Origin of the sequence: Flagellimonas sp. S3867, from assembly GCF_014698935.1 — a bacterium.
GTDB lineage: Bacteria > Bacteroidota > Bacteroidia > Flavobacteriales > Flavobacteriaceae > Flagellimonas.
In genome coordinates this window covers 1661927-1685793 of the sequence record NZ_JACVMN010000001.1, presented here as the reverse complement: position 1 = coordinate 1685793, position 23867 = coordinate 1661927, and the positions used below count along the sequence as shown (strand labels likewise).

General features: G+C 39.9%; 21 protein-coding genes. 11 read left to right on the top strand and 10 right to left on the bottom strand.

From position 1 onward, the window contains the following. Window positions 1–281 precede the first annotated feature (281 nt). The 9 genes from porV to IAG46_RS07530 all read left to right on the top strand — a co-directional run bounded on the left by porV (window position 282) and on the right by IAG46_RS07530 (window position 9908). Window positions 282–1430 carry a type IX secretion system outer membrane channel protein PorV gene (porV, locus tag IAG46_RS07570; protein WP_190809685.1) on the top strand — a complete coding sequence of 383 codons (1149 nt, stop codon included), beginning with the start codon at window positions 282–284 and terminating at the stop codon, window positions 1428–1430. A gap of 78 nt (window positions 1431–1508) precedes the next feature. Continuing rightward, window positions 1509–2000, top strand: a complete 492-nt coding sequence (gene cdd, locus IAG46_RS07565; RefSeq protein WP_190809684.1) for a cytidine deaminase — start codon at window positions 1509–1511, stop codon at window positions 1998–2000. An 81-nt stretch (window positions 2001–2081) separates the two neighbouring features. Then, entirely contained in the window at window positions 2082–3080 is a 999-nt protein-coding gene (pdhA, locus tag IAG46_RS07560) for a pyruvate dehydrogenase (acetyl-transferring) E1 component subunit alpha (RefSeq protein ID WP_190809683.1), read from the top strand. Between the two features lie 4 nt (window positions 3081–3084). Continuing rightward, window positions 3085–4713: a pyruvate dehydrogenase complex dihydrolipoamide acetyltransferase gene (locus IAG46_RS07555; protein WP_190809682.1), complete on the top strand. Its 1629-nt coding sequence runs from the start codon at window positions 3085–3087 to the stop codon at window positions 4711–4713. A 154-nt stretch (window positions 4714–4867) separates the two neighbouring features. Continuing rightward, window positions 4868–5908 (top strand): M28 family peptidase, encoded by a 1041-nt coding sequence (locus IAG46_RS07550; protein ID WP_190809681.1) that lies wholly within the window; start codon window positions 4868–4870, stop codon window positions 5906–5908. 82 nt (window positions 5909–5990) lie between these two features. After that, complete coding sequence (locus tag IAG46_RS07545) at window positions 5991–6668, top strand: SDR family oxidoreductase (protein WP_190809680.1); 678 nt, start codon at window positions 5991–5993, stop codon at window positions 6666–6668. A 57-nt stretch (window positions 6669–6725) separates the two neighbouring features. Next, window positions 6726–7349: a SprT-like domain-containing protein gene (locus IAG46_RS07540; protein WP_190809679.1), complete on the top strand. Its 624-nt coding sequence runs from the start codon at window positions 6726–6728 to the stop codon at window positions 7347–7349. Between the two features lie 18 nt (window positions 7350–7367). Further along, entirely contained in the window at window positions 7368–8447 is a 1080-nt protein-coding gene (locus tag IAG46_RS07535; protein ID WP_190809678.1) for a mannose-1-phosphate guanylyltransferase, read from the top strand. A gap of 3 nt (window positions 8448–8450) precedes the next feature. Continuing rightward, window positions 8451–9908, top strand: a complete 1458-nt coding sequence (locus IAG46_RS07530; RefSeq protein WP_190809677.1) for a DUF389 domain-containing protein — start codon at window positions 8451–8453, stop codon at window positions 9906–9908. Window positions 9909–9934: 26 nt separating this feature from the next. On the opposite strand, the gene IAG46_RS07525 is transcribed toward IAG46_RS07530, so the two are convergent. Further along, window positions 9935–10702, bottom strand: coding sequence for an ABC transporter ATP-binding protein (locus IAG46_RS07525; protein WP_190809676.1), 768 nt, complete (start codon window positions 10700–10702; stop codon window positions 9935–9937). Next, window positions 10702–11439, bottom strand: coding sequence for an ABC transporter permease (locus IAG46_RS07520; RefSeq protein ID WP_190809675.1), 738 nt, complete (start codon window positions 11437–11439; stop codon window positions 10702–10704). The genes IAG46_RS07525 and IAG46_RS07520 overlap by 1 nt, the downstream gene beginning before the upstream one ends. A gap of 118 nt (window positions 11440–11557) precedes the next feature. On the opposite strand from IAG46_RS07520, the gene pafA reads away from it, so the two are divergent. After that, window positions 11558–13234 (top strand): alkaline phosphatase PafA, encoded by a 1677-nt coding sequence (pafA, locus tag IAG46_RS07515; RefSeq protein ID WP_190809674.1) that lies wholly within the window; start codon window positions 11558–11560, stop codon window positions 13232–13234. A 32-nt stretch (window positions 13235–13266) separates the two neighbouring features. Here the strand turns inward: pafA and IAG46_RS07510 are convergent, their stop codons facing one another. The 5 genes from IAG46_RS07510 to gcvP all read right to left on the bottom strand — a co-directional run bounded on the left by IAG46_RS07510 (window position 13267) and on the right by gcvP (window position 19933). Then, window positions 13267–14247, bottom strand: a complete 981-nt coding sequence (locus tag IAG46_RS07510) for a D-glycerate dehydrogenase (protein ID WP_190809673.1) — start codon at window positions 14245–14247, stop codon at window positions 13267–13269. Window positions 14248–14284: 37 nt separating this feature from the next. Then, a complete protein-coding gene (locus tag IAG46_RS07505) occupies window positions 14285–15127 on the bottom strand; it encodes a glycosyltransferase family 2 protein (RefSeq protein ID WP_190809672.1) in 843 nt (280 codons plus the stop codon). A 49-nt stretch (window positions 15128–15176) separates the two neighbouring features. Further along, the gene (locus IAG46_RS07500) at window positions 15177–15725 is read right to left on the bottom strand and encodes a methyltransferase (protein WP_190809671.1); all 549 of its coding nucleotides are present in this window, start codon (window positions 15723–15725) and stop codon (window positions 15177–15179) included. Between the two features lie 132 nt (window positions 15726–15857). Next, on the bottom strand, window positions 15858–16916 hold the full coding sequence (locus tag IAG46_RS07495; RefSeq protein ID WP_190809670.1) for a 3-oxoacyl-ACP synthase III family protein: 1059 nt from the start codon (window positions 16914–16916) through the stop codon (window positions 15858–15860). A 164-nt stretch (window positions 16917–17080) separates the two neighbouring features. Then, entirely contained in the window at window positions 17081–19933 is a 2853-nt protein-coding gene (gcvP, locus tag IAG46_RS07490) for an aminomethyl-transferring glycine dehydrogenase (protein WP_190809669.1), read from the bottom strand. Window positions 19934–20059: 126 nt separating this feature from the next. Here gcvP and IAG46_RS07485 point away from each other — a divergent pair, with 126 nt between their 5' ends. Next, a complete protein-coding gene (locus IAG46_RS07485) occupies window positions 20060–20884 on the top strand; it encodes a hypothetical protein (protein ID WP_190809668.1) in 825 nt (274 codons plus the stop codon). Here the strand turns inward: IAG46_RS07485 and IAG46_RS07480 are convergent. The 3 genes from IAG46_RS07480 to IAG46_RS07470 all read right to left on the bottom strand — a co-directional run bounded on the left by IAG46_RS07480 (window position 20881) and on the right by IAG46_RS07470 (window position 23848). Next, window positions 20881–21111, bottom strand: coding sequence for a hypothetical protein (locus IAG46_RS07480; RefSeq protein WP_190809667.1), 231 nt, complete (start codon window positions 21109–21111; stop codon window positions 20881–20883). The two genes, IAG46_RS07485 and IAG46_RS07480, sit on opposite strands and share 4 nt — an antisense overlap. Window positions 21112–21113: 2 nt before the next feature. Beyond that, window positions 21114–21668: a sigma-70 family RNA polymerase sigma factor gene (locus IAG46_RS07475; RefSeq protein WP_190809783.1), complete on the bottom strand. Its 555-nt coding sequence runs from the start codon at window positions 21666–21668 to the stop codon at window positions 21114–21116. A 149-nt stretch (window positions 21669–21817) separates the two neighbouring features. Beyond that, the gene (locus IAG46_RS07470) at window positions 21818–23848 is read right to left on the bottom strand and encodes a M3 family metallopeptidase (RefSeq protein WP_190809666.1); all 2031 of its coding nucleotides are present in this window, start codon (window positions 23846–23848) and stop codon (window positions 21818–21820) included. Between the last annotated feature and the right edge of the window lie 19 nt (window positions 23849–23867).

Below are 23867 nucleotides of genomic sequence, written 5' to 3'. Positions count from 1 at the left end.
TTTTGGCCATAATATTTTGTGCCTGCAAAATTAATATGCGGGCTTAATCTCTCTTTTTAAACGATAATGAACCGAAAATAGTATGAAATATGGAAGTTTTAACGGTTTTATTCCATGACGATGAGAGAGCTAACAGATGGATAAGCAGTTTTTTCAAAATTTTGGGCGAAAAAAATAGGAGCAGCACATAAGAATTAATGGAAAAGTTCGTTTACATGTAATACGTCTTATTTTATATGCTATACCATGGACGTTATTTAACTAAACGCTAAACGCTTAAAATGAAAAAGTTACTAATACTGGTAGTGTTGCTTGTTCTTGCCCCAAAGATAAGCGCACAGCAAGAAAGAGTAATTACAACAGCAGTTCCATTTTTAACCATTGCCTCGGATGCAAGATCTTCGGGAATGGGAGATATGGGAGTGGCAACATCCTTTGATGCTTACTCTCAACAATGGAATCCCGCTAAGTTCGCCTTTGCAAACCAAAAATCTGGAATTGGGGTAAGTTACACTCCCTATTTGGAAAGCATTGTTAATGATGTTTCCCTTTTAAATGCCAATTACTATAACAAAATTAATGATCGAAGCGCATTCGCATTTAGTTTGCGATATTTCGGTTTAGGTGAAATAGAACTTCGCCAAACCTTTGATCAGTTGGACCCAACTTTGGTTAAACCCAATGAATTTGCCATAGATGGCTCATATTCGTTAAAACTCAGCCAAACCTTTTCCATGGCTGTTGGCGGTAGATTTATTAGCTCCAACCTTAGGTTTCAAGAAGGTTCACAAGATTCACAGGCGGCCAACGCATTTGCTGTTGATATAGCTGGTTTTTTTCGGTCAAGAGAAATAGCCTATAACAGTTTTGATGGTAGATGGAGAGCTGGTTTCAACATTTCCAATCTTGGAGGAAAAATTCAGTACGATGCCGGTGGCCAAGAAAACTTTTTGCCTACAAATTTAAAATTCGGAGCAGGTTTTGATTTCATATTTGACCAAGACAATGTATTGGGACTGCATTCGGAATTCAATAAATTATTGGTGCCCACTCCAAGAGACTTTACAGGAGATGGACAGATTACTGCCGAGGACAATGATGAGTACCAGCAAATTGGTTTTTTCAGTGGTGCTTTCGAATCGCTTGGAGATGCCCCTGATGGTTTCGGTGAAGAATTGAAAGAAGTAACATGGGCTCTAGGAGCTGAATATAAATATATGGATGCCTTTATGCTACGTGCCGGATATTTTAACGAAAGCGAAGATAAAGGATCAAGAAAGTTCTTTACACTGGGAGCTGGCTTCCAATTCAAATCCGCTCAAATAGATTTATCCTATTTATTCTCAACCTCGCAGGTGAAGAATCCGTTGGAAAACACGCTACGCTTTTCGCTTACCTTTAATTTTGGTGAGGAATTTGTTAATGACTAACCGAAAGACACTAAGAATTAATGGAAAACCTGTCGATCGACAGGTTTTCTTATTTTTGGACAACACCTAATAGATACCATGAAGAAAAAACAAATTGGTTTTGAGCTTAGCATTTACGATCACCCCAATGAGCTGTCACAAATAGAGCAAAAATTGTTAAAGCAAGCAGAAGAAGCCAGAGAAAATGCTTATTCCCCATATTCCAATTTCAAAGTAGGTGCGGCAGTATTATTGGAAAATGGAGAGGTCGTAATAGGAAATAATCAAGAAAATTCCTCATATCCATCCGGACTTTGTGCAGAGCGTGTAGCGGTTTTTCAAGCTGGAGCCAAATTCCCTGGAATAGCTTTAAAAACCATTGTAATCAGTGCTACTTCCGAAAATTATGTTGTGGACAAACCAGCAGGTCCTTGCGGTAATTGTCGACAGTCCATTATTGAGTACGAACAGAAACAAGAATCCCCCATATCCATAATCTTGAGAGGTCAGGTGGGGCCAATATTCAAATGTAATTCCATAAGTGATATCCTGCCGCTTGCCTTTAGCAGTTCATTTTTAGGTGATTCTTAAACCAAATCTTTTTACAAAAGAGATATATATGTATTTTTGCTGTTCTCCAAAGCTGGGGAATTTCAAATAATACAATCGTTGATGAAAAAAATCACCAAAGAAGTTTACCTGAAATGGTATGAGGACATGTTGTTCTGGAGAAAATTCGAGGACAAACTTGCTGCAGTATATATTCAACAAAAAGTTAGGGGCTTCCTTCATTTATATAACGGTCAAGAAGCAGTTTTGGCAGGATCGCTGCACGCTATGGATTTGACCAAAGATAGAATGATAACAGCATATCGTAATCATGTTCAGCCAATTGGAATGGGGGTTGACCCAAAACGTGTTATGGCCGAGCTTTTTGGAAAAGTAACAGGTACCTCAAAAGGTAATGGAGGTTCCATGCATATTTTCTCAAAAGAACACCGCTTTTATGGTGGGCATGGTATTGTGGGAGGACAAATTCCCCTAGGGGCCGGATTGGCCTTTGCCGATAAATATTTTAAAAGAGACGCTGTTACCCTGTGCTATATGGGCGATGGTGCGGTTCGTCAAGGGTCTTTGCATGAAGCATTCAATTTGGCCATGCTTTGGCAATTGCCGGTAGTTTTCATTTGTGAGAACAATGGTTATGCCATGGGAACTTCAGTAGCCCGTACCGCATATACGACCGAAATATGGAAATTGGGATTGGGTTATGAAATGCCATGTACCGATGTTGATGGAATGGACCCTGCATCTGTTGCCAAAGAAGTGGACAAAGCCATTGAGCGCGCTCGTACAGGAGGTGGTCCAACTTTCTTGGAAATGAAGACATACCGCTACAGAGGACATTCAATGTCGGATGCACAGCATTACAGAACCAAGGAAGAAGTAGAAGAATACAAAAAGATAGATCCAATTACTCAGGTGAAGGACATCATCTTTGAAAAAGGATGGGCCACTGAGGATCAAATCAAAGAAATTGATAAAGGTGTAAAAGAATTAGTAGCTGAATGTGAAAAGTTTGCCGAAGAGTCTGATTTTCCACCATTGGAACAGATGTACGATACGGTTTACGAACAAGAAGACTATCCATTTTTACAACATAAACTATAAGTAGATGGCAGAAGTAATCAACATGCCTAGGTTGAGCGATACCATGGAAGAAGGAACCGTGGCCAAATGGCTCAAAAAAGTAGGAGACAGAGTAGAGGAAGGAGATATTTTGGCCGAAATCGAAACGGACAAGGCCACAATGGAATTTGAATCCTTTCATGAAGGCACATTACTTCATATAGGTATTGAAGAAGGAGATGGAGCACCAGTTGATTCACTTTTGGCCATTATCGGAGAAGAAGGAGAAGATGTTTCTGCATTATTGAATGGTGGTAGCGCGCAGCCTGTTGCCGAGGCTCCGGCCGAAACAGAAAGTGCTCCTGAAACTCCAGCAGTACCAACGGCAGCAAATGCTGAAATTCCTGAAGGAGTTGAGGTGATTAAGATGCCTCGCTTAAGCGACACCATGGAAGAAGGCACCGTTGCTTCTTGGTTAAAAAAGGTTGGGGATGAAGTAGAAGAAGGGGATATTCTGGCTGAAATTGAGACCGATAAGGCCACAATGGAATTTGAATCATTTTATTCTGGAACGCTCTTACATATTGGAATACAAGAAGGAGAATCCGCGCCGGTTGATGATGTACTGGCTGTTATTGGCCCTGCCGGAACCGATGTAAGTGCTGTTTTAAGTGCACCTACTAGTGCAGTAGCTGAAAGTGCCCCTGTGGCCCAAGCAGCTGTTGATGCTCCAAAAACACAAGAAGCAACCCCAGAGGTTGCAACTTCGCAGAATGGACAACGCATTTTGGCTTCCCCATTGGCTAAAAAGATTGCCGGGGAAAAAGGAATCAATTTGGCAGATGTCAAAGGTTCTGGAGACCATGGTAGAATCGTGAAGAGAGATGTCGAAAACTTCCAACCATCACAAGCACCAGCTTCAACACCTACCGTTGCCCCCGTTGAAACAGATGCACCAGTAGCCGCGGCCCCAATAAATTTACCTGTTGGAGAAGAAGGCATGGAAGAAGTAAAAAATTCAACCATGCGCAAGGTAATTGCCAAGCGTTTGGGAGAATCAAAGTTCTCCGCACCACATTACTATTTGACCATCGAAGTGGATATGGATAATGCCAAAGCGTCGCGAGTTCAGATAAACAGTCTGCCCGATACTAAAGTATCTTTCAACGATATGGTTTTAAAAGCTTGCGCAATGGCATTGAAAAAACATCCGCAAGTAAATACAACATGGAGCGCCGATACAACCATATACAAACATCATGTTCATATGGGCGTGGCCGTTGCTGTGGATGAAGGATTGGTAGTTCCGGTGATCAAATTTGCAGATCAGTTGAGTTTGACCCAACTCGGAGCATCCGTAAAAGATTTAGCAGGAAGAGCTCGGACCAAAAAGATAAAGCCAGATGAAATGGAGGGGAGTACCTTTACCGTTTCCAATTTAGGGATGTTCGGAATTTTGGAGTTCACTTCCATTATTAATCAACCCAACTCGGCAATTTTGTCCGTAGGAGCGATTGTGGACAAACCTGTAGTCAAAAATGGAGAAGTAGTCGCAGGCAGTACCATGAAAGTTACTTTGGCTTGTGACCATAGAACAGTTGATGGAGCTACAGGAGCCCAATTCCTCCAAACTTTGCGGGCATATTTGGAAAACCCAGTAACTATGTTGGCTTAATGTCAGTTCGGGCGCAGTCGAGAACGATTACCCTAGGTTGTTGTCCTGAGCAGTCCTAAGGTAGGGATGTTTTATCCGAGTTAAGACTATAAAAATTAAGAGCATCCTTTTAGGATGCTTTTTTTATCTTTAAAAAATTCAAAAAACGAATACGATGAAAAAACTGTACTATGCCTTTGGAGCTATGCTCTTGTTGAGTTGTGGTTCCGCCCAAATGGTTGAAACCAAAACAGCTTCTACAGCACCAAATGGACCAGAAGGCGTAAAAGGAAGTGTGGTTGAAACTGCACAAGAAGTTAAAACAGCAATTAATTCGATTGACTCTTTTACCAATGCAGAACGTGTTGGTGATATAATGAAATATCTGGCTTCGGACGATCTAAAAGGACGCGATTCAGGAAGTGAAGGTATAGAAATGGCTGCCAAATACATCGAAAACCATTTTAAGAGCTACCATGTAAAACCGTATTTTGAATCCTATCGAGATACCCTTTCCAATTTTAAAAAACCATCCTATAATATTGTGGGTGTAGTTGAGGGTAATGATCCCAATCTAAAAAATGAATATATCCTGATTGGGGCACATTATGATCATATTGGGACCATTACTCCTGAAAATGGGGATTATATTGCCAACGGAGCTAATGATAATGCCTCTGGAACCACTACCGTAATGGAATTGGCTCGCTATTTTGGAACCGAAAAGAACAACAAACGTAGCCTGATTTTTGCTTTGTTCAGCGCTGAGGAAAAAGGATTATTGGGTTCGGAGCATTTAGCCCATAAATTAAAGGCCCAAAACCTAAATTTGTATACCATGCTCAATTTTGAAATGACAGGAGTTCCGCTGCAAGCAAAAGATTATTTTGTATACATCACGGGGTACGACAACTCCAATTTGGCTGAGGTAAGCAATACCTACGCAAAGGAAAACTTGGTTGGATTTCTACCAACCGCTAAAGAGTATAATCTTTTTCAGCGTTCGGATAATTATCCATTTCATAAGGAGTTTGGAGTGCCTTCCCACACCTATTGCACTTTCGATTTTACCAATTTCGGACACTATCATAAAGTTGGCGATGAAAACGATCTGATGGATTTTGGGCATATGGCCACCTTGGTGAACAAAATGCTACCGGTCATGGAAGGAATTGCCAATGCACCAACGCAGGAAGTCAAGATAATTTCAAAATAAGTGTCACACTGAGCTTGTCGAAGTGGGATCTTAGGGGTGTATAAGATTCACGTTTTCACGGGAATGACAAACAGAAGCAATTATGGCAAACATCATCATTACAGGTACAAGTAGGGGAATTGGTTTCGAATTGGTACAACTTTTTGCAAAAGAGGGGCACCAAGTTTTGGCATTGTCTAGAAATGAAAAACCCATATCCGATTTAAACTTGCCCAATGTTGATACTTTTCCTTTCGATTTGGCAAATCCACAAGATTTTGGGAAAGTAACCGATTTTCTAAAACAATGGGACAGTGTCGATGTGTTGATAAACAATGCGGGGAGTTTACTGAACAAGCCTTTTTTAGAAACCTCTCCTTCGGAATTTGAATCCGTTTACAAAGTAAATGTCTTTGGTGTTTCCGAAATGACCCGAACCGTACTCCCAAAAATGGTAAAGAATGGACATGTGTTGACCATTAGTTCCATGGGAGGTGTACAAGGAAGCGTGAAATTTCCCGGACTTTCAGCCTACAGTTCCAGCAAGGGAGCAGTGATTACTTTGACGGAACTTTGGGCTGAAGAATTCAAGGAAACGGGCCCTAGTTTTAATGTTTTGGCACTTGGTGCCGTTCAAACCGAAATGTTGGCTGAAGCGTTTCCTGGTTATAAAGCTCCGGTTACTGCGCTGCAAATGGCAAACTACATAAAGGATTTTTCCCTGACAGGACACAAACTGTACAATGGCAAGTTAATGCAGGTGAGTAATAGTACACCTTGAGAGCCACAATTAGGATGAGTTAATTGATAAACTGCTATTTTCGTTTGACGAACGCTAATGGACAACACCTTACAAAAATATCTACCCGAACGTGCGGTTGAACCTTGTTTTGATCTTATCAAAATCCATGGAGTACATTTAAAAATTGTAAACCATAGGGTTACTCGTCATGGCGATTATCGAAGATTGCCGAATGGACTCCATCAAATAACTGTGAATGCATCTTTGAATAAATATCGGTTTTTGATTACCCTGGTCCATGAAATTGCCCATTTGGTGGCCTTTGAAAAATACGGTAGACGTATAAAACCACATGGACTGGAATGGAAGCGCACCTTTCAGCATTTAATGGTTCCATTTATACGTCCAGAAGTTTTTCCTTCACAATTGCTGCCCGTCATTGCATATCACTTTAAAAATCCCAAGGCGAGTAGCAGTACCGATGCCCGTTTGTCCATTGCATTAAAGACTTTTGATGCGGAAGAACGAAAAAATAGCTACGTATACGAATTGCCCCAAGGCAGTACGTTTCGTTTGTATAACGGTAAACTCTTTAAAAAAGGAAAAAAACGGGTAAAACGATATGAGTGTGTGGATTTGGCTACAGGCAGGTTATATTTGTTCCAGCCGAATGCTGAAGTGGAATTGATCAAAGATACCCGGGTAGAGCCGCCTTTTTAACATTGAGAACAGAACAAAATGAATAAAAACTATTATGCAATATTGATGGCAGGTGGGGTTGGTTCCCGATTTTGGCCTGTAAGTACATCTTCAAATCCGAAACAGTTCCATGACATGTTGGGCGCTGGAAAAACCTTGATTCAAAAAACATTTGATAGGTTAAATAGGTTCATTCCTACGGAGAACATTCTGATCCTTACCAATGAACGGTACAACGATTTGGTTTTGGAACAATTACCAAAGGTAAAGCAAGAGCAAGTGGTGCTTGAACCTGCCATGCGGAACACGGCCCCCTGCATTTTATATGCCGCTCTAAAAATTCAGAAGATGAATCCCAATGCTGTGATGATTGTTGCACCCAGCGATCACTGGATTGAAGACGAACAAGCTTTTGAAAATGATGTAAAAGCCTGTTTCGATAAGTGTGAGAAAGAAGAGGTACTTTGTACTTTGGGAATTCAGCCCTCATTCCCCAACACTGGTTTCGGATATATTGAATTTGAAAAAGACAGTGACGAAAACCTAAAAAAAGTGTCTCAATTTAGGGAGAAACCCGATTACGAAACCGCCAAGGAATTTTTAGCACAAGGTAATTTTCTTTGGAACGCAGGAATTTTTATGTGGGGTGTGAATACCATAGTAAATGCATTTAAAAATTATCAACCGGATCAATATAGATTATTTGAGGAAGGGAATTCTTGTTATAACACAGTAGATGAGCAAGAATTTATAAAGGAAAACTATCCCAAGGCGGAAAACATTTCCATAGATTATGCTATCTTGGAGAAGTCCAAATCCATTTTCACCTTGCCAGCCACTTTTGATTGGAACGATCTGGGTACATGGGGTGCATTATACGATAAGCTGGACAAGGATGGGGCTGACAATGCTGTAGTTAATGGTAAGGTCCTATTGGAAGATGCCAAAGGAAATATGATTCGATCCCCAAAAGGGAAAATTGTGGTGGTTGATGGTTTGGATGACTATATAATTGTTGATAAAGAAGAAGTGCTTTTGATTTATCCAAAATCCAAACAGCAAAACATCAAAGAAGTCCTGAACCAAGTAAAAGAAAAATTTGGTGACCAATATGCTTAATATATGAGCGAACATTTGTTTACAGGAGGAGAAAACACACCCGGTCAAGATAGCGGGGACGAAGTAAAGAAAGATTTTAAAGGACTTTTGGGGAGCGTACGAAAGTTTCTTTCCGAATTGTTGGAGATCAGAACAAATACCGATGCCGCAGCAACCAAGGAATCCATTATCGAAGATATTCCTTTTAAAGGGCATACATCTTGGATTTTGGTCTGTTCCATTTTCATTGCTTCTATTGGATTAAATGCAAATTCCCCAGCAGTTGTTATCGGTGCAATGTTAATTTCACCTTTGATGGGTCCTATTTTGGGAATGGGCCTCTCGTTGGCTATTAATGACATTGACACGCTCCGTAGATCCTTAAAGAATTTCACGGTAATGGTGGTCTTGAGTGTGATCACGGCATTTTTATTTTTCTATTTCTTCCCCCTTCGAGATGAGTCTTCCGAGCTTTTGGCGAGGACAAAACCAGATATTCGCGATGTATTGATTGCATTTTTTGGAGGTTTGGCCTTGGTGATTGCGCGTGCTAAAAAAGGAACCATTGCCAGTGTTATTTTTGGTGTTGCCATAGCCACGGCATTAATGCCACCACTCTGTACGGTTGGCTTTGGTTTGGCAATAGGTAAACCATGGTATGCCGCCGGCGCCATGTATTTGTTTATCATCAACACTATTTTTATTGGTTTGGCCACTTTTTTGATCATCAAATTCTTGCGATTTCCGATGGTACGCTATGCCAACTCCCAACGCAGACGGTTTATAGCGCGTGTAGCTTCCATTACGGGGATTTTGGTTATGGTCCCAGCCGGATTTACCTTTTATCAAGTCTTTCAGGAATCTTTATTTAAAAAACAAGCCCAACAATTTTTGGGGGAAACCATAGAAGTCTATCAGTTCAATGCTTCAGGTAGATATGTGGACAATCTTACCAAACTGGAGTTTAACAATGAAGAAGCTTCGCTTATCGAGCTGGTTTGTATGGGGGACGAATTGATTCCTGAAAATATAATCAACACCTGGCGTGTCCAAAAAAATGAATATTCTCGTTTAAAGGATGCCGAATTCCGAATTTTACAGGGTGGAAAGGATGATTCTGAAGAAAAGTTCAATTATGTGAGCGAGCTTTATGAAAAAAATAAAGCAGAGCTGTTGAACAAGGATGAACAAATAAAATTATTAGAGGAAGAGGTGGCGACTTTGACAAAAAACGCAGGAAAGCAAATACCTTTTGAAAATATCAGTGCAGAGGCAAAGGCAAATTATGAGAATATTGACGGTTTGGGCTTTTCATATCAAATACAGACCGATTTCAAAAAACAAGATACCATTCCTGTTTTTGAAGTGAAATGGAAAGAAGGTATTAGACAAAACCAAAAGGAGGGTGACGCAAAGAAAATGTTGGATTGGTTAAAAATCAGGATACAGGATTCAACACTTGTTGTAAAGGAAGCGGATTAATTTTTTTTTCAGATATAAGACATCCGTCAATTTCGTTCCTCGATATACATTTGACGCACCTTTTTGAAAAGCTCTGAAGAATAGACAAAATTGGTAACGGCTTCATTGTCCGTTTTAAAGATTTCCTTGTTGGTACCTTCCCACGCTTTAATTCCATCTTTTAAAAAGATGATTTTTTCCCCAATTTCCATTACCGAATTCATATCGTGGGTATTGATCACAGTGGTGATATTGTATTCTTTAGTGATTTCTTGAATCAAATTGTCGATCAAGATGGCAGTTTTGGGATCCAAGCCCGAATTCGGCTCATCACAAAATAAATATTTAGGATTCATAACAATAGCGCGGGCAATTGCCACCCTTTTTTGCATTCCACCCGAGATTTCCGAAGGAAATTTTTTATGGGCATCAATAAGATTGACGCGCTCCAGAACAAAATCGACCCGATCTTGCATTTCGGCTTTGGATTGATTGGTGAACATGCCTAAAGGGAACATCACGTTGCCTTCTACCGTCATGGAATCAAATAAAGCACTTCCTTGAAAAACCATCCCCATTTCTTGGCGTAAATCACGTCTTTCGCTTCTTGAAAGTTCTGAATAAAATTGTCCGTTATAACATATTTGGCCTTCTTCAGGTTCAAAAAGCCCCAACAAGCACTTTAAAAACACGGTTTTTCCCGATCCACTCTGTCCAATGATCAAATTGGTTTTTCCATCCTCAAAAACGGTGCTGATACCTTTGAGCACATGAGTATCTCCAAAAGATTTGTGAATGTTTTCTACTTCTATCATCAGCCTAGCATTAATTGTGTTAGAATATAATTAAGTATGATGATGACCACACTGGTCCAGACAAATGCTGTGGTGCTGGCCTTACCGACCTCTAGAGCGCCACCTTTCATATATAACCCATGAAACGAGGGTATTGTGGCTATTACAAAGGCGAAAACAACGGTTTTTATAAACGAATAGGTAATATGGAAAGGGATAAAATCCAGTTGAAGTCCTTTAATAAATTCCCCACTTGGAGCATATCCGCCGAAAGCTCCTGCGATCCATCCACCCAAAATGCCCACATACATAGCTATGGCAACTGCAAAAGGATAGGCCAGCATGGCAATGATCTTGGGAAATACTAAATAATTAACCGAGTTTACCCCCATCACTTCCAGCGCATCTATTTGTTCCGTTACTTTCATGGTTCCAATGCTGGAGGTAATATACGACCCTACCTTTCCTGCCATGATTATGGAAGTGAATGTTGGTGCGAATTCCAAAATGACCGACTGTCGTGTCGCAAAACCAATAAGACTTTTGGGAATTAGGGGACTATTTAGGTTTAATGCTGTTTGAATGGTGACAACCCCTCCAATGAAAAAGGAAATAAATATGATGATACCTAAAGAACCATAGATCAATTCATCGATTTCCTTTAAAATAAGGGATCTCATGATTGGCCATTTGGTCGGTTTTTTAAATACTTCCCATATCATGATGAAGTATTTTCCGATCGCTTCAAGGTATTTCATGTACTATAAATAGACTTGCGGCCATAAAAATAACAATATTGATGTGCATTTAACCATCATTTAAATTATTTAAAAAGGATAATTGAATAGTTTTGTCGTCGCTAATCTTTAAAGATTCATGAAAAATATCAACCTGATCCTTGTTTTATCCTTGATTTTGGCCGTAAACATGACTTTCGGCCAACGAAAAGGAAGGAAAACCTCCGAACCACAGCCACAATCCAAACAAATAGCCCAATCCCCTAAATTGGTAGTAGGAATCATTGTAGATCAAATGCGGTACGATTATCTAACCCGCTTTTGGAACCATTACGGTGAAGGAGGGTTCAAAAGGTTGGTTAACGAAGGATTCAATTGTAAAAACCATCATTTTAACTATGCCCCAACCAAAACAGGGCCAGGACATGCTTCGGTTTATACGGGTACAACCCCGGCTGCCCATGGTATTATTTCCAATGATTGGTATGATAAGGTTCAGGATAAAGAAGTGTATTGTGCTTCAGATGAAAGTTACGCAACGGTTGGTACAAATTCCGATGCGGGAAAGATGTCTCCACATCGTATGTTGACCACTACCGTAACAGATCAGTTACGGTTGCACACACAACAGAAAGGCAAAGTAATTGCCGTAGCATTGAAAGATCGTGGCGCTATTTTACCGGGAGGACATTCGGCCAATGCGGCTTATTGGTTTGAAGGTGGAGATTCAGGACAATGGATCAGCAGTACCTATTATATGCAAAATTTACCTCAATGGGTGACCGATTTTAACGAATCTGATAGGGTGGAAGCCTATAAAAAGCCCTGGACAACCCTAAAAGACATTGCTTTATACCAAGAAAGTGGATTGGATAACAATGTCTATGAAAGTTTGTTTGAAGATGAGACAACACCAACTTTTCCACATAGTACACCTAATCTTTTGGCGAAGGAGCGCGATTTTGAAATTTTAAAATACACGCCGTATGGCAACAGCATTACTGTGGATTTTGCGTTGGAAGCTTTGCAAAATGAAAATTTAGGAACGGATGGTATAACGGACTTTCTGGCCATTAGCTTTTCCAGCACAGATTATATAGGACATAAATTTGGAGTGAATTCCAAAGAGGTGCAGGATGCATATCTGCGTCTGGATGTTGATTTGCAACGATTGCTGAATCAATTAGATCAAAAAGTTGGAGTTGGACAGTATACTGTGTTTTTAACGGCCGACCATGGGGCGGTAAATGTGCCTGCCTATTTAAAGAATCAAAAGATACCAGCTGGTTATCTTAATGTAGCAAGAATGCAAAGCAAGTTTTTGGAATTTGTGAAATATCAATACGGAACAACCGATGTAATCAAACACTTTTCGGCTTCACAGGTATTTTTGGACCATAAAATCATTGCCAATCTGGATATGGATTTGAAAAAGGTACAGGAGGAAATAGCTTTGGAGCTTTTGGATTATGAGGGAATCAACGAAACGTATACGGCATACCAGCTTTGGCAAAACGAATATACCGAAGGTATACCACATTTATTACAAAATGGTTGGAACCAAAAACGCTCCGGAGATGTGTTACTGGTTCCAAAACCTGGATTTATTGATTATCCGATAACCGGCTCCACCCATGGATCACCGATGATCTATGATACCCATGTACCTCTTTTGTTATATGGGAAAGGGATTAAAAAGGGAAGTACGGTAGCTAGAACTGAGATTCCTGATATTGCTCCGACCATAGCTGCATTATTAGGAATCGGTTTTCCGAATGGAACAACAGGGGAACCCATTGCTGAGGTGTTGGATTAGTCTTTGTTTACCAAACCTTATAGTATGTGTGTTTAAAATGCCTCTGGATTGACAATGTATGGCACTTTACCCTCTTCATAGAAACTAATAATATTGGTGGCGCCCATTCTGGCCATTTCATTTCGGGCTGTTATGGTTGCGGAGCCGATGTGGGGAAGTACACACACGTTTTCCATTGTAAGCAGAGGATTGTCCGGTTTCATGGGTTCGGGATTGGTCACATCAAGTCCCGCCCCCCAAATATCACCATTTTGTATCGCATGGATTAAATCTCCTTCATTATGGATTCCGCCACGAGCAGTATTGATGAACAAAGCTGTTGATTTCATCCTGTCAAAAACGGATTTGTTGAAAATGCCGCGAGTTTCTGGTGTAAGCGCGCAATGAACAGAAATCACATCACTTTTAGCTATCAAGGTGTCGAAATCAACGCGTTTGGCACCGAATTCTTTTTCTGCTTTTTCATTGGAACTTCTGTTATGGTACAAAATTTCCATATCGTAGGCACCCTTGCAGCGTTTCGCCATAACCATACCGATTCGCCCCAATCCTAAAATCCCGAGTTTTTTACCTTTTAGTTCCAAACCTAAATGTCCCACCGGGTCAAAAGAACCCCATTGTCCATTCTTTATTTTTTGGTTCATAAAGAACATTTTTCGAGCTGTAGCAATCATCAATCCAAAAGCAATGTCTGCGGTGGCTTCGTTCATTGCATTTGGGGCATATCCAATGGGGATTCCCAATTTTGTGGCTTCTGCAATAGCAATATTGTCATAACCAACCGCAAATTGAGTGATAATATTCAAATGGGAGCATCTATTTAAAAAAGCAACATCGATTTTATCAGTCAAGGTGCAGAAAAGCGCATTGCAACTTTGGGCAACTTTAATCATCTCATCATAGGGCATGGGCTGTTCTTGGTCCCAAGCTATAACTTCATAACCAGCATCTTCTAAAAGTTGTGTTGCCAGTTTTGGAAAAATTCGGGTTAGAAGTACTTTTTTTTTGATCATTTCCTTTTTTGGTTGGATTTAAATCTAAAGGTATTAACTACAATTTCGTCAGGATTCCTTTCCAACGGTATTTTCGGATAAAAGAGCCTTCATTCTTAGTGACAAACCTTGGAATCCGTTGTATCATGGCTCTTAAGTAACCCAAAATTGTTTGAAGATATAGTCTTGGGCTTTTTGCTTGCCATGCCATTTTAAGGGCGGCTATTTTGGCAAGTATAATTCCATATCGCATTTTGTAGAGGGCCTCACCCTTGGAAAGATAACTTTTTCTACTATACCCATGTCCTGTTGGTCGTAAATGCTTTACTAGCAACGAAGGGTCTGTCAAGGTTTCAAAATCATGGTATTTGGCCAACAAAACATCAACGGTATCCCATCCAACTCCTGGACGTAGGCCTTCGATTTTATCAAAACAAGCTTTGTGATATAATTTTATTGGGCCACGGATATGATTTTTATCTGCTATGTTTTCGTAAAACCAATCATCTCCCTTTTTTACGTAAAGCAAACCTGAGCACATGCCCAATTTCCAGTTGGATTGAAAATGGTTCACCATAACTTCAAAATAATTGGAAGGGAGAACAATATCGGCATCAAACTTTCCAATTAAATCGTGATTTGAGGCATGTTTCAACCCAAAATTGAAGGTGTCCACCACTTTTTTCCCTGGAATATGTTCGTTTGTTGACTTGCGTTGAACAACTTTTAACCAATCATATTTTTTGGCGTAGTCTGAAGCAATTTTAAAAGTAGCGTCACTGGAATTGTCATCAACAACAATGACCTCGTTAGGAAGATGGGTTTGAACAGTAAATGAATTCAAACAATCTTTTAAAAACAATGCTTCGTTATGGGCCGGGATGACGATGCTAATATTCATTCACAAAAATTCCAAAAACCAAATTACAAATTCCAATCATGATTTGTTGTTATTTGGAATTTGATGTTTGAGATTTGGAGTTTCTTTCGGCATAAACAATATAATATCGATTGGTAAAAAGACGGAGCAGCGGTCTTAGGCCTATTTTTTTTACTGGGTTGGTCCATTTGACTGAATCTTTGATTGTCCAGCCGGCCTTTTCCAGTACCCAATCGAACTGCCAATCCTCAAATTCATGGTAGTGCCTATCCCACGGATCGGTCTTGCTGCGATAAGCCGAGGAGAACCAAAGTCGCATCGGTATGCTGGCCACCAATTTATTGGCTTTAATTTCCTTCAACACATTGAAAGGTGCCACCAAGTGTTCAAAAATCTCAAAAGCCGTAACGACCTCTGTGTTTGATTCGGCAACCTTATGAAAGTCAATATCCAAATCCTCGCCACTGGTATTTTTTACTTGGTACCCATTGGATTTCATGATTTCAGAAAAAGGATTTTCCACTCCTAAATCCAAAATAGATTCTGAAGTTGCAATATGTTTTTGTAAAAAATTGAGGGTATGCTTGTATCGTTTATTGGGAAAGTTGTTTTCGTACATCGGTTAAAATTCCAAAAATCAAATTACAATTCCTAATAGCTAAGACCTGCAGACATACATTTTGACATTAATATCGTGAATTGGCATAAAAAAGACACTTAATTCGATGTTGATGGGTTTGGAAATTGTGTTTTATACCCTATATACAATGGCATTAATGTTCATTCCAGCACCAACACTGGCAAAGATCACAACATCTCCCTTTTTTACTTCATGGTCTTCGAGCTCACCTTTTCGTACTAGATCATACAAGGTGGGAATGGTGGCAACGGAACTGTTTCCCAGTTTATGAATACTCATGGGCATAACGTCGGAAGGTGCTTGTTCGCCATACAGGCGATAGAATCTTTTGATTATGGCCTCATCCATTTTCTCATTGGCCTGATGGATGAATATTTTTTTTACTTCTCCTATGCTAACACCACTGTCATCTAAACAATCCTTCATGGCTTGCGGAACATAAGTGCAGGCAAATTCATAGATTTTTCGACCATGCATCTTTATGTAACGCGTGTTTGGGCAGCCATCGTTTTTATATGTTTTATCGAAAAACAGATAGTAAGCTTCTCCGTTGGCATGCGTAACGGATGCATGACTTAATATTTCGCCAGAATCATTATTGCCTTCAATTACCGCAGCTCCGGCGCCATCGGAATAGATCATGCTGTCTCGATCGTGTTGGTCTACAACTCGCGAAAGTGTTTCCCCGCCGATAACCAAACACTTTTTGGCCAAACCACTTTTGATAAAAGCATTCGCCTGAATAACCCCTTCTATCCAGCCCGGGCATCCAAAAAGCATATCATAAGCAACACATTTTGGATTTTTGATCTTCAGTAAATGTTTTACCCGCGTGGCAAGACTGGGTAGGGTATCACCTTGAACCTTTCCCGATGTAACATCTCCAAAATTGTGCGCAAAAATGATGTAATCCAACTCTTCTTTGTCGATCCCCGCATCTTGTATTGCTTTTTCTGCCGCCAAATGCCCAAGATCAGAAGTGTTTTGATCTGAAGAAGCATATCGTCGCTCCAATATTCCAGTTATGGCCTTGAATTTTTCAATGATCACTGTGTTTTCATGGGTGAAATTTTCACCATCAGTCCCTAAAAAATCGTGTTCCAAAAAATCTTCATTTTTTGTGATGATTGAAGGAATGTAACTTCCAGTGCCCGTGATACCGATATTCATAGTTGAGATTTATAGCATTAAGATAATTCACGTATGCTGAATTGGTTTAAACACAAAAAAAGTACATACGATGTTCAAATAAAGGTTTAAAATGTTTTTAATAAAAAAAGGCTTTGGATTTCAAAGAAACCCAAAGCTCTTTTCCAGTATTCATCATAGATTTCCTATGCCTCAGCATATGCTTCGATAGGGGTGCAAGTGCAGATCAAATTACGATCCCCAAAGGCTTCATCTGTCCTTCGAATGGATGGCCAAAACTTGTTTTCTCCTACAAAAGGTAATGGGAAAGCGGCTTTTTGTCTGCTATAGGGGAAACTCCAATTGTCAGTTGTGAGCATTTCCAATGTATGAGGGGCATTTTTTAAAACATTATTGGAATCTTCTGAACTGGCTTCGTCGATTTCTTCCCGGATAGCAAGCATTGCTTTGCAAAACCTATCAAGTTCGGCCAGGCTTTCACTTTCGGTGGGTTCTATCATAATGGTTCCTGCCACGGGAAATGAAACCGTTGGAGCATGAAAACCGTAGTCCATGAGTCGTTTGGCTATATCAGTTACTTCAATTCCATGCGCCTTAAAAGGTCTACAGTCTACGATCATTTCATGTGCAGCGCGCCCTCTTTCACCTGTATAGAGCACATCATATTTTCCTTTAAGTCGGTCTTTAATATAATTGGCATTTAAAATGGCCATTTTTGTGGATTCTGTCAACCCTTCTGCCCCCAACATTTTAATGTACCCATAGGAAATCAAACAGGCCAAAGCACTTCCCCATGGTGCCCCTGAAATGGCAGTGATTCCTTTTTCGCCTCCCGTGTTAACCACTGGGTTTGACGGCAAAAATGGTTTTAATTGTTCAGCAACACAAATAGGACCTACTCCTGGACCACCTCCACCATGTGGAATAGCAAAGGTTTTGTGTAGATTCAGGTGGCATACATCAGCTCCGATGGTAGCCGGATTTGTCAATCCAACTTGGGCATTCATATTAGCGCCATCCATATACACTTGCCCACCATGCTCATGAATCAATTTAGTGACCTCAACAATGGAAGATTCAAAAACACCATGTGTGGAAGGATAGGTGACCATCAACGCAGCTAAATTCTCGGAATGCTGGATTACTTTGTCGGTCAAATCGGTAACATCGATATTTCCTTTTTCATCCGTTTTGGTAACAACGACCTTCATTCCGGCCATAACTGCCGATGCTGGGTTGGTTCCGTGTGCCGAAGCCGGAATTATACAAATGTTTCGATGACCTTCTTTTCGTGACTCATGATAAGCCCGGATGGTCATTAATCCAGCATATTCACCTTGCGCACCAGAGTTGGGCTGCAATGACGTAGCTGCAAAGCCAGTAATTGTGGTTAATTGCGATTCCAGCTCTTTTAAAACTAATTGATAGCCCTCTGCTTGGTTTAAAGGCACAAAAGGGTGGATGTTCCCCCAGTTTGCCCAGCTTAAAGGAAGCATTTCTGAGGCAGCATTCAGTTTCATGGTGCAACTACCCAATGAAATCATGGAATGGTTCAATGCCAAATCTTTCCGTTCCAATTTTTTGATATAGCGCATCAGCTCGGTCTCGGAATGATAGGAGTTGAACACTTCGTGGTCCAAGAAAGATGATTGACGCTGCAGTGTTTTTGGGATAATTTCTTCAACATGAAAAACTGTTGAAATGTCTTTTTGAATCTGCTGGGATTCCACAAAGCACGAAACCAAAAGCTTCAAGTCATTTTCCGAGAAAGATTCATTCAATGAAATTGAAACTGAATTGTCATCGATATAGTTAAAGTTGATACCTTTACTTTCTGCAACTTTTTTTAATCCACCCGCATCCTTCACCTGAACCTTAATGGTGTCAAAGAACGCAGTGTTCGATTGCTCCAAGCCTAAAGCAGTCAAACTTTTAGATAGTAACCGGGTATGGTTATGAACTTTTTCCGCAATATATTTTAGGCCTTCTGGACCATGATAAACGGCATACATGCCAGCCATCACAGCCAATAATACTTGTGCCGTGCAAATATTGGAAGTGGCTTTGTCTCTTTTTATATGTTGTTCGCGGGTCTGTAGCGCCATACGCAAAGCCCTGTTGCCATCAGTATCTTTGGTTACTCCAATGATTCTGCCCGGAATACTTCTTTTATAATCTTCTTTTGTGGCAAAAAAACCGGCATGTGGGCCTCCGTATCCCAAAGGAATGCCAAAGCGCTGTGTAGTGCCGACCACAACATCAACACCCCATTCACCTGGAGGAGTAAGCATAACCAAGCTTAAAATATCGGCTGCAACAGCAACTTTGATATCATTGGATTTCGCATTTTCCACAAATTCAGCATAGTCGTTTACCTGACCATGTTTTCCAGGATATTGCAGAAGAGCGCCATAGAAATCTGACGAAAAACCAAACTCTTCATGGTTCCCAATGACCAACTCTATGCCTAATGGTGTAGATCTTGTCTCAAGAAGGCTTAAAGTCTGAGGTAATACCTCTTCGGAAACAAAGAATTTGATTGTTCCATCCTTTTTTTGCTGTCTGGAACGAACATCAAACAACATGGTCATAGCTTCGGCTGCGGCGGTACTCTCATCTAAAAGGGAGGCGTTGGCCAATTCCATTCCAGTAAGGTCGCTTACCATGGTTTGGAAGTTTAGCAAAGCTTCCAATCTTCCTTGGGCAATTTCCGCTTGGTAAGGCGTGTAAGCCGTATACCAACCCGGATTCTCCAGAATATTTCTTTTGATGACGGAGGGTATTAGGCTTTCATGGTATCCCAGTCCTATATAAGACTTAAAAACTTTGTTTTTTTCCGCCAGTTGTTGAATATGGGTAAGAAACTCATGTTCACTAATTCCCTCTGGGAGATCTAAAGGTTTTTTTAAGCGAATATCATTTGGAATGGTTTCATAAATCAACTGTTCCATATGGTCTACTCCAACGATTTCGAACATCGGTTGAAGGTCTTTCTCGGTAATACCGATATGCCGTAAGGCAAACACATCTGTATTCATAGTTTAATCCAATAAAGTGCACAAAATTAGGGATAAATTCGATGAAAATAGGCAATTTTGAAAACAGCCGCTTCAAAGTTGTTAACCACAAATTAACGTTTTGGTATTAGTTAGAATTTTTGACGGATGATATTACCAAGAATATTTTTTAATTTTTACTTAAACGCCAGCATTCATGTGGGATTGGCAGTAGTTTCCCTGATGTTGGCCACAACACTTTTGTTAGATGTTCCAACAAATTATCCGCTATTTGGATTTACTTTTTTCGGTACAATTGTATGCTACAATTTTGTAAAATATGGGGTTGAGGCAGAAAAGTATCTGATTGTTTCAAATACGTATCATAAAAGCATTCAAATTTTTAGTTTTCTATGCTTTATACCGGCCCTCTATTTTTTTGCACAACTTGATACCCAAATTTGGACTGCAGTATTGCTTTTATCTTTGCTTTCTACTTTGTATGCCATACCATTATTGCCCAAAACCAAAAACTTGAGAAGTCTGGGTGGATTCAAAATTTACATAGTGGCTTTGGTTTGGGTAGGATTTACGGTTTTTTTGCCAATTTCAAATGTAAAAATGGCCATTTCCTGGGATTTAGGGGTTTTGTTTTGCCAACGGTTCATCTTGGTGCTTGTGCTACTTTTACCCTTCGAGATACGAGATCTAAAATGGGATAGCTCGGCATTGAAAACCTTGCCCCAAGTATTAGGAATTGACAAAACAAAAAAATTAGGCATTGTTTTGACCGTTTTATGCTTCTTTCTTACTTTTTTGAAGGATGAACTGTATCTAATGGAGATATGGACACGATTGGTTATAAGCCTTGTTTTGGTAGGCGTGTTCCTTTACGGAAAGAATATGCAAAGAAACAATCTTGTTTCGTTTTGGGTAGAGGGAATTCCTATTTTATGGTGTGGTCTGCTATGGATTTGGGTAATCTTTGATTAAAGATGTTTTTCCAAATCTTTTTTCATAATTTCCTTATCACTTTCAGAAAGCGTATTAAGACCAGCCCGCTCGCAAAGAGAGGTTAATGCTTTATTCTGCTTTGTGAATTTTGCACAAGTTTTGCACATTAAAATATGTATACGCAATTTTAGCATTTGCCAATAGCCAGCTTCATTGTATTGCGATTTGTTGCATATATGTGATGCTTCTTCACATGTAATCTTCATAACTAAAACCAATTTTGATTCAAGCAGCCCATTAGGGCGGTTCTTGCTCTATGGATCATCACCCACAGGTTGGACGGATTAATTCCAAGTTCATTACAAATATCCTCGGTACTCATTCCTTGAATGGTTTTCATCTTAAAAACCAAGGATTGTTTTTTTGGTAGTTTTGCGATACACTCTTGAATTGCCAAACCGAGCTCTTCATTTTCAATGGTATTATCACCATCCTTGCTAAATGGGTCAGCCACTTGTTCCTCCAGCCAATCACCCTCAGATTCTGAGCTAGCATTATAATTTACTCGAACTTCTGCTTTCCCTTTTTTTGAGTTTATTTTTCGATAATGATCTATTACTTTTCTTTTTAAAATCGCTATCAGCCAGGTACGTTCGGCAGCATCGCCTTTATAATTTTTAGCTGAATTAAGTCCCGCAAAAAAAGTTTCTTGCACTAAATCTTTAGCAATTTCTGCGTCACTTACACGTGCCACCGCATAATTGAACAGGTAATCTGCATATTGATCTACCCAAGTTTCAGGTTGAAGTTTGTACGCCACCATTTTTTTTTCAAGAAATACCAAATGTAATGGATTTTAGTTAATGATTCTATGTTTTGTCCATTACAAACGACTTTAAAAAGTATCACGAAAAGGTAATGATCTTAGACTTTAAATAAAGATTAACAGAATGCAAAATGCGTTCGAACCACTTATCCAACCTTTTTTATTAACCCGGCTCGCTCCAATAAAGGCTCAATTTTGGGTTCTGATCCTCTAAAACGCTTATAGAGTGTCATAGGATTTTCTGTGCCTCCTTTGGATAGAACATGTATCTTGAATTTAGCTGCAACTTCTTTATTAAAAATCCCATTTTCCTTAAAGTAATCGAATGCATCGGCATCCAATACCTCTGCCCATTTATAACTGTAGTAGCCTGAAGAATAGCCTCCCTGAAATATATGTGAAAAGGCTGTACTCATACATGTTTCAGGGGTTTCGGGGAACAAGTTTGTACCTTCAAATGCTTCCGTCTCATATTTTTTTACATCTGTTGCACTAGAAGAATCGGTACCATGCCATGCCATGTCCAAAAATCCGAAGCTCAATTGCCGTAAAGTGGCCATTCCTTCTTGAAAAGTTGCTGATTCTTTTATTTTTTTGACCAATTCCATAGGAATAACCTCTCCTGTTTCATAATGGAAAGCGAATAATTCAAGCGCTTCTTTTTCGTAACACCAATTTTCCAGGACCTGACTGGGCAGTTCCACAAAATCCCAATAAACGGAAGTCCCCGATAGGCTTGGATAGGTTGTATTTGCCAACATGCCATGCAGTCCATGACCAAATTCATGAAACAAGGTGGTTACTTCATTAAAAGTGAGCAAAGAGGGCTTGGTTTCTGTTGGTTTGGTAAAGTTGCATACATTGGATATATGTGGTCGACTGTTTTTTCCATCCAGCCGATATTGTGATTTGTAGGATGTCATCCAGGCACCACCTCGTTTGCCAGGTCGGGGATGAAAATCAGCATAAAAAAGTGAGATAAAATTGCCCGACTCGTCATATACCTCAAAAGTTTTGACCTCTTCATGGTATTTTTCAACATCAAAAACCTCTTTAAATGTTAACCCAAAGAGCTTTCCGGCGACCTTAAAAACCCCGTCAACAACATTTTCAAGTTTAAAATAGGGCTTGAGTTTTTCATCATCCAAATCAAACAATTTTTGCTTCATTTTTTCTGAATAAAAGGCACTGTCCCATTTTTCCAAGTGGTCAATTCCATCTAGTTCTTTGGCGAAAGCTTCAAGTTCATCAAATTCTTTTTCTGCTGCTGGTTTGGCTTTTTCGAGCAATTCGTTTAAAAAGTCCAAAACCTTTTTTGGTGTTTCCGCCATTCGCTCTTCCAAAACAAAATCAGCATGGGTATTGTACCCTAAAAGATTGGCACGCTCATGTCGAAGTGAAACAATTTTCAGAACATTCTCTTTGTTATCTAACTCATCATCATGAAACCCCTTACTGCCAAAGGCCAACGCTAATTGTTTGCGCAATTTCCTGTTTTTGGCATATTTCATAAATGGGATATAGCTGGGATAATCCAAGGTGATTAACCAGCCTTTTTTATCTTTTGATATTGCTAGTTGAGCCGCTGCCTCTTTGGCTCCGTCGGGCAATCCATCCAAATCGGATTCATTGGCCAACAACATTTCGTATTTATTGGTTTCTGCCAATACGTTTTCGCCAAATTTCAACTTGAGTTTGGAAAGTTCGGCATCGATTTCCCGAAGTCTTTTCTTTTCAACTTCATTTAAGTTGGCACCGTTTCGGCTAAAACTTTTGTATTTTTTTTCGAGCAGGGTATGTTGCTCGGGAGTAAGGTCCAAGTCTTCTCTTTGGTCGTAAACTGATTTTATACGCTGAAAAAGTTTTTCGTTAAGGGTAATATCATTGCTAAATGCTGACAGCAATGGGGAAACTTCTTGGGCAATTTGTTGAATTTGCTCGTTGGTCTCGGCGGAATTCAGATTGAAAAAAACACTTGAAACCCTATCCAATTGCCGACCTGAGAAATCCAAGGCTTCCAATGTATTCTCAAAAGATGGAAACGCCTGATTTTCTGTGATGGCATCAATTTCTTTTCTTGCCTTTTCGATAGCCTCCAAAAAAGCCGGTTTGAAATGTTCGTTTTTCATTTGCTCAAATGGGGCTTTGTCAAATGAGGTTAATAGAGGGTTGCTCATTATATATTTTGGGATAATT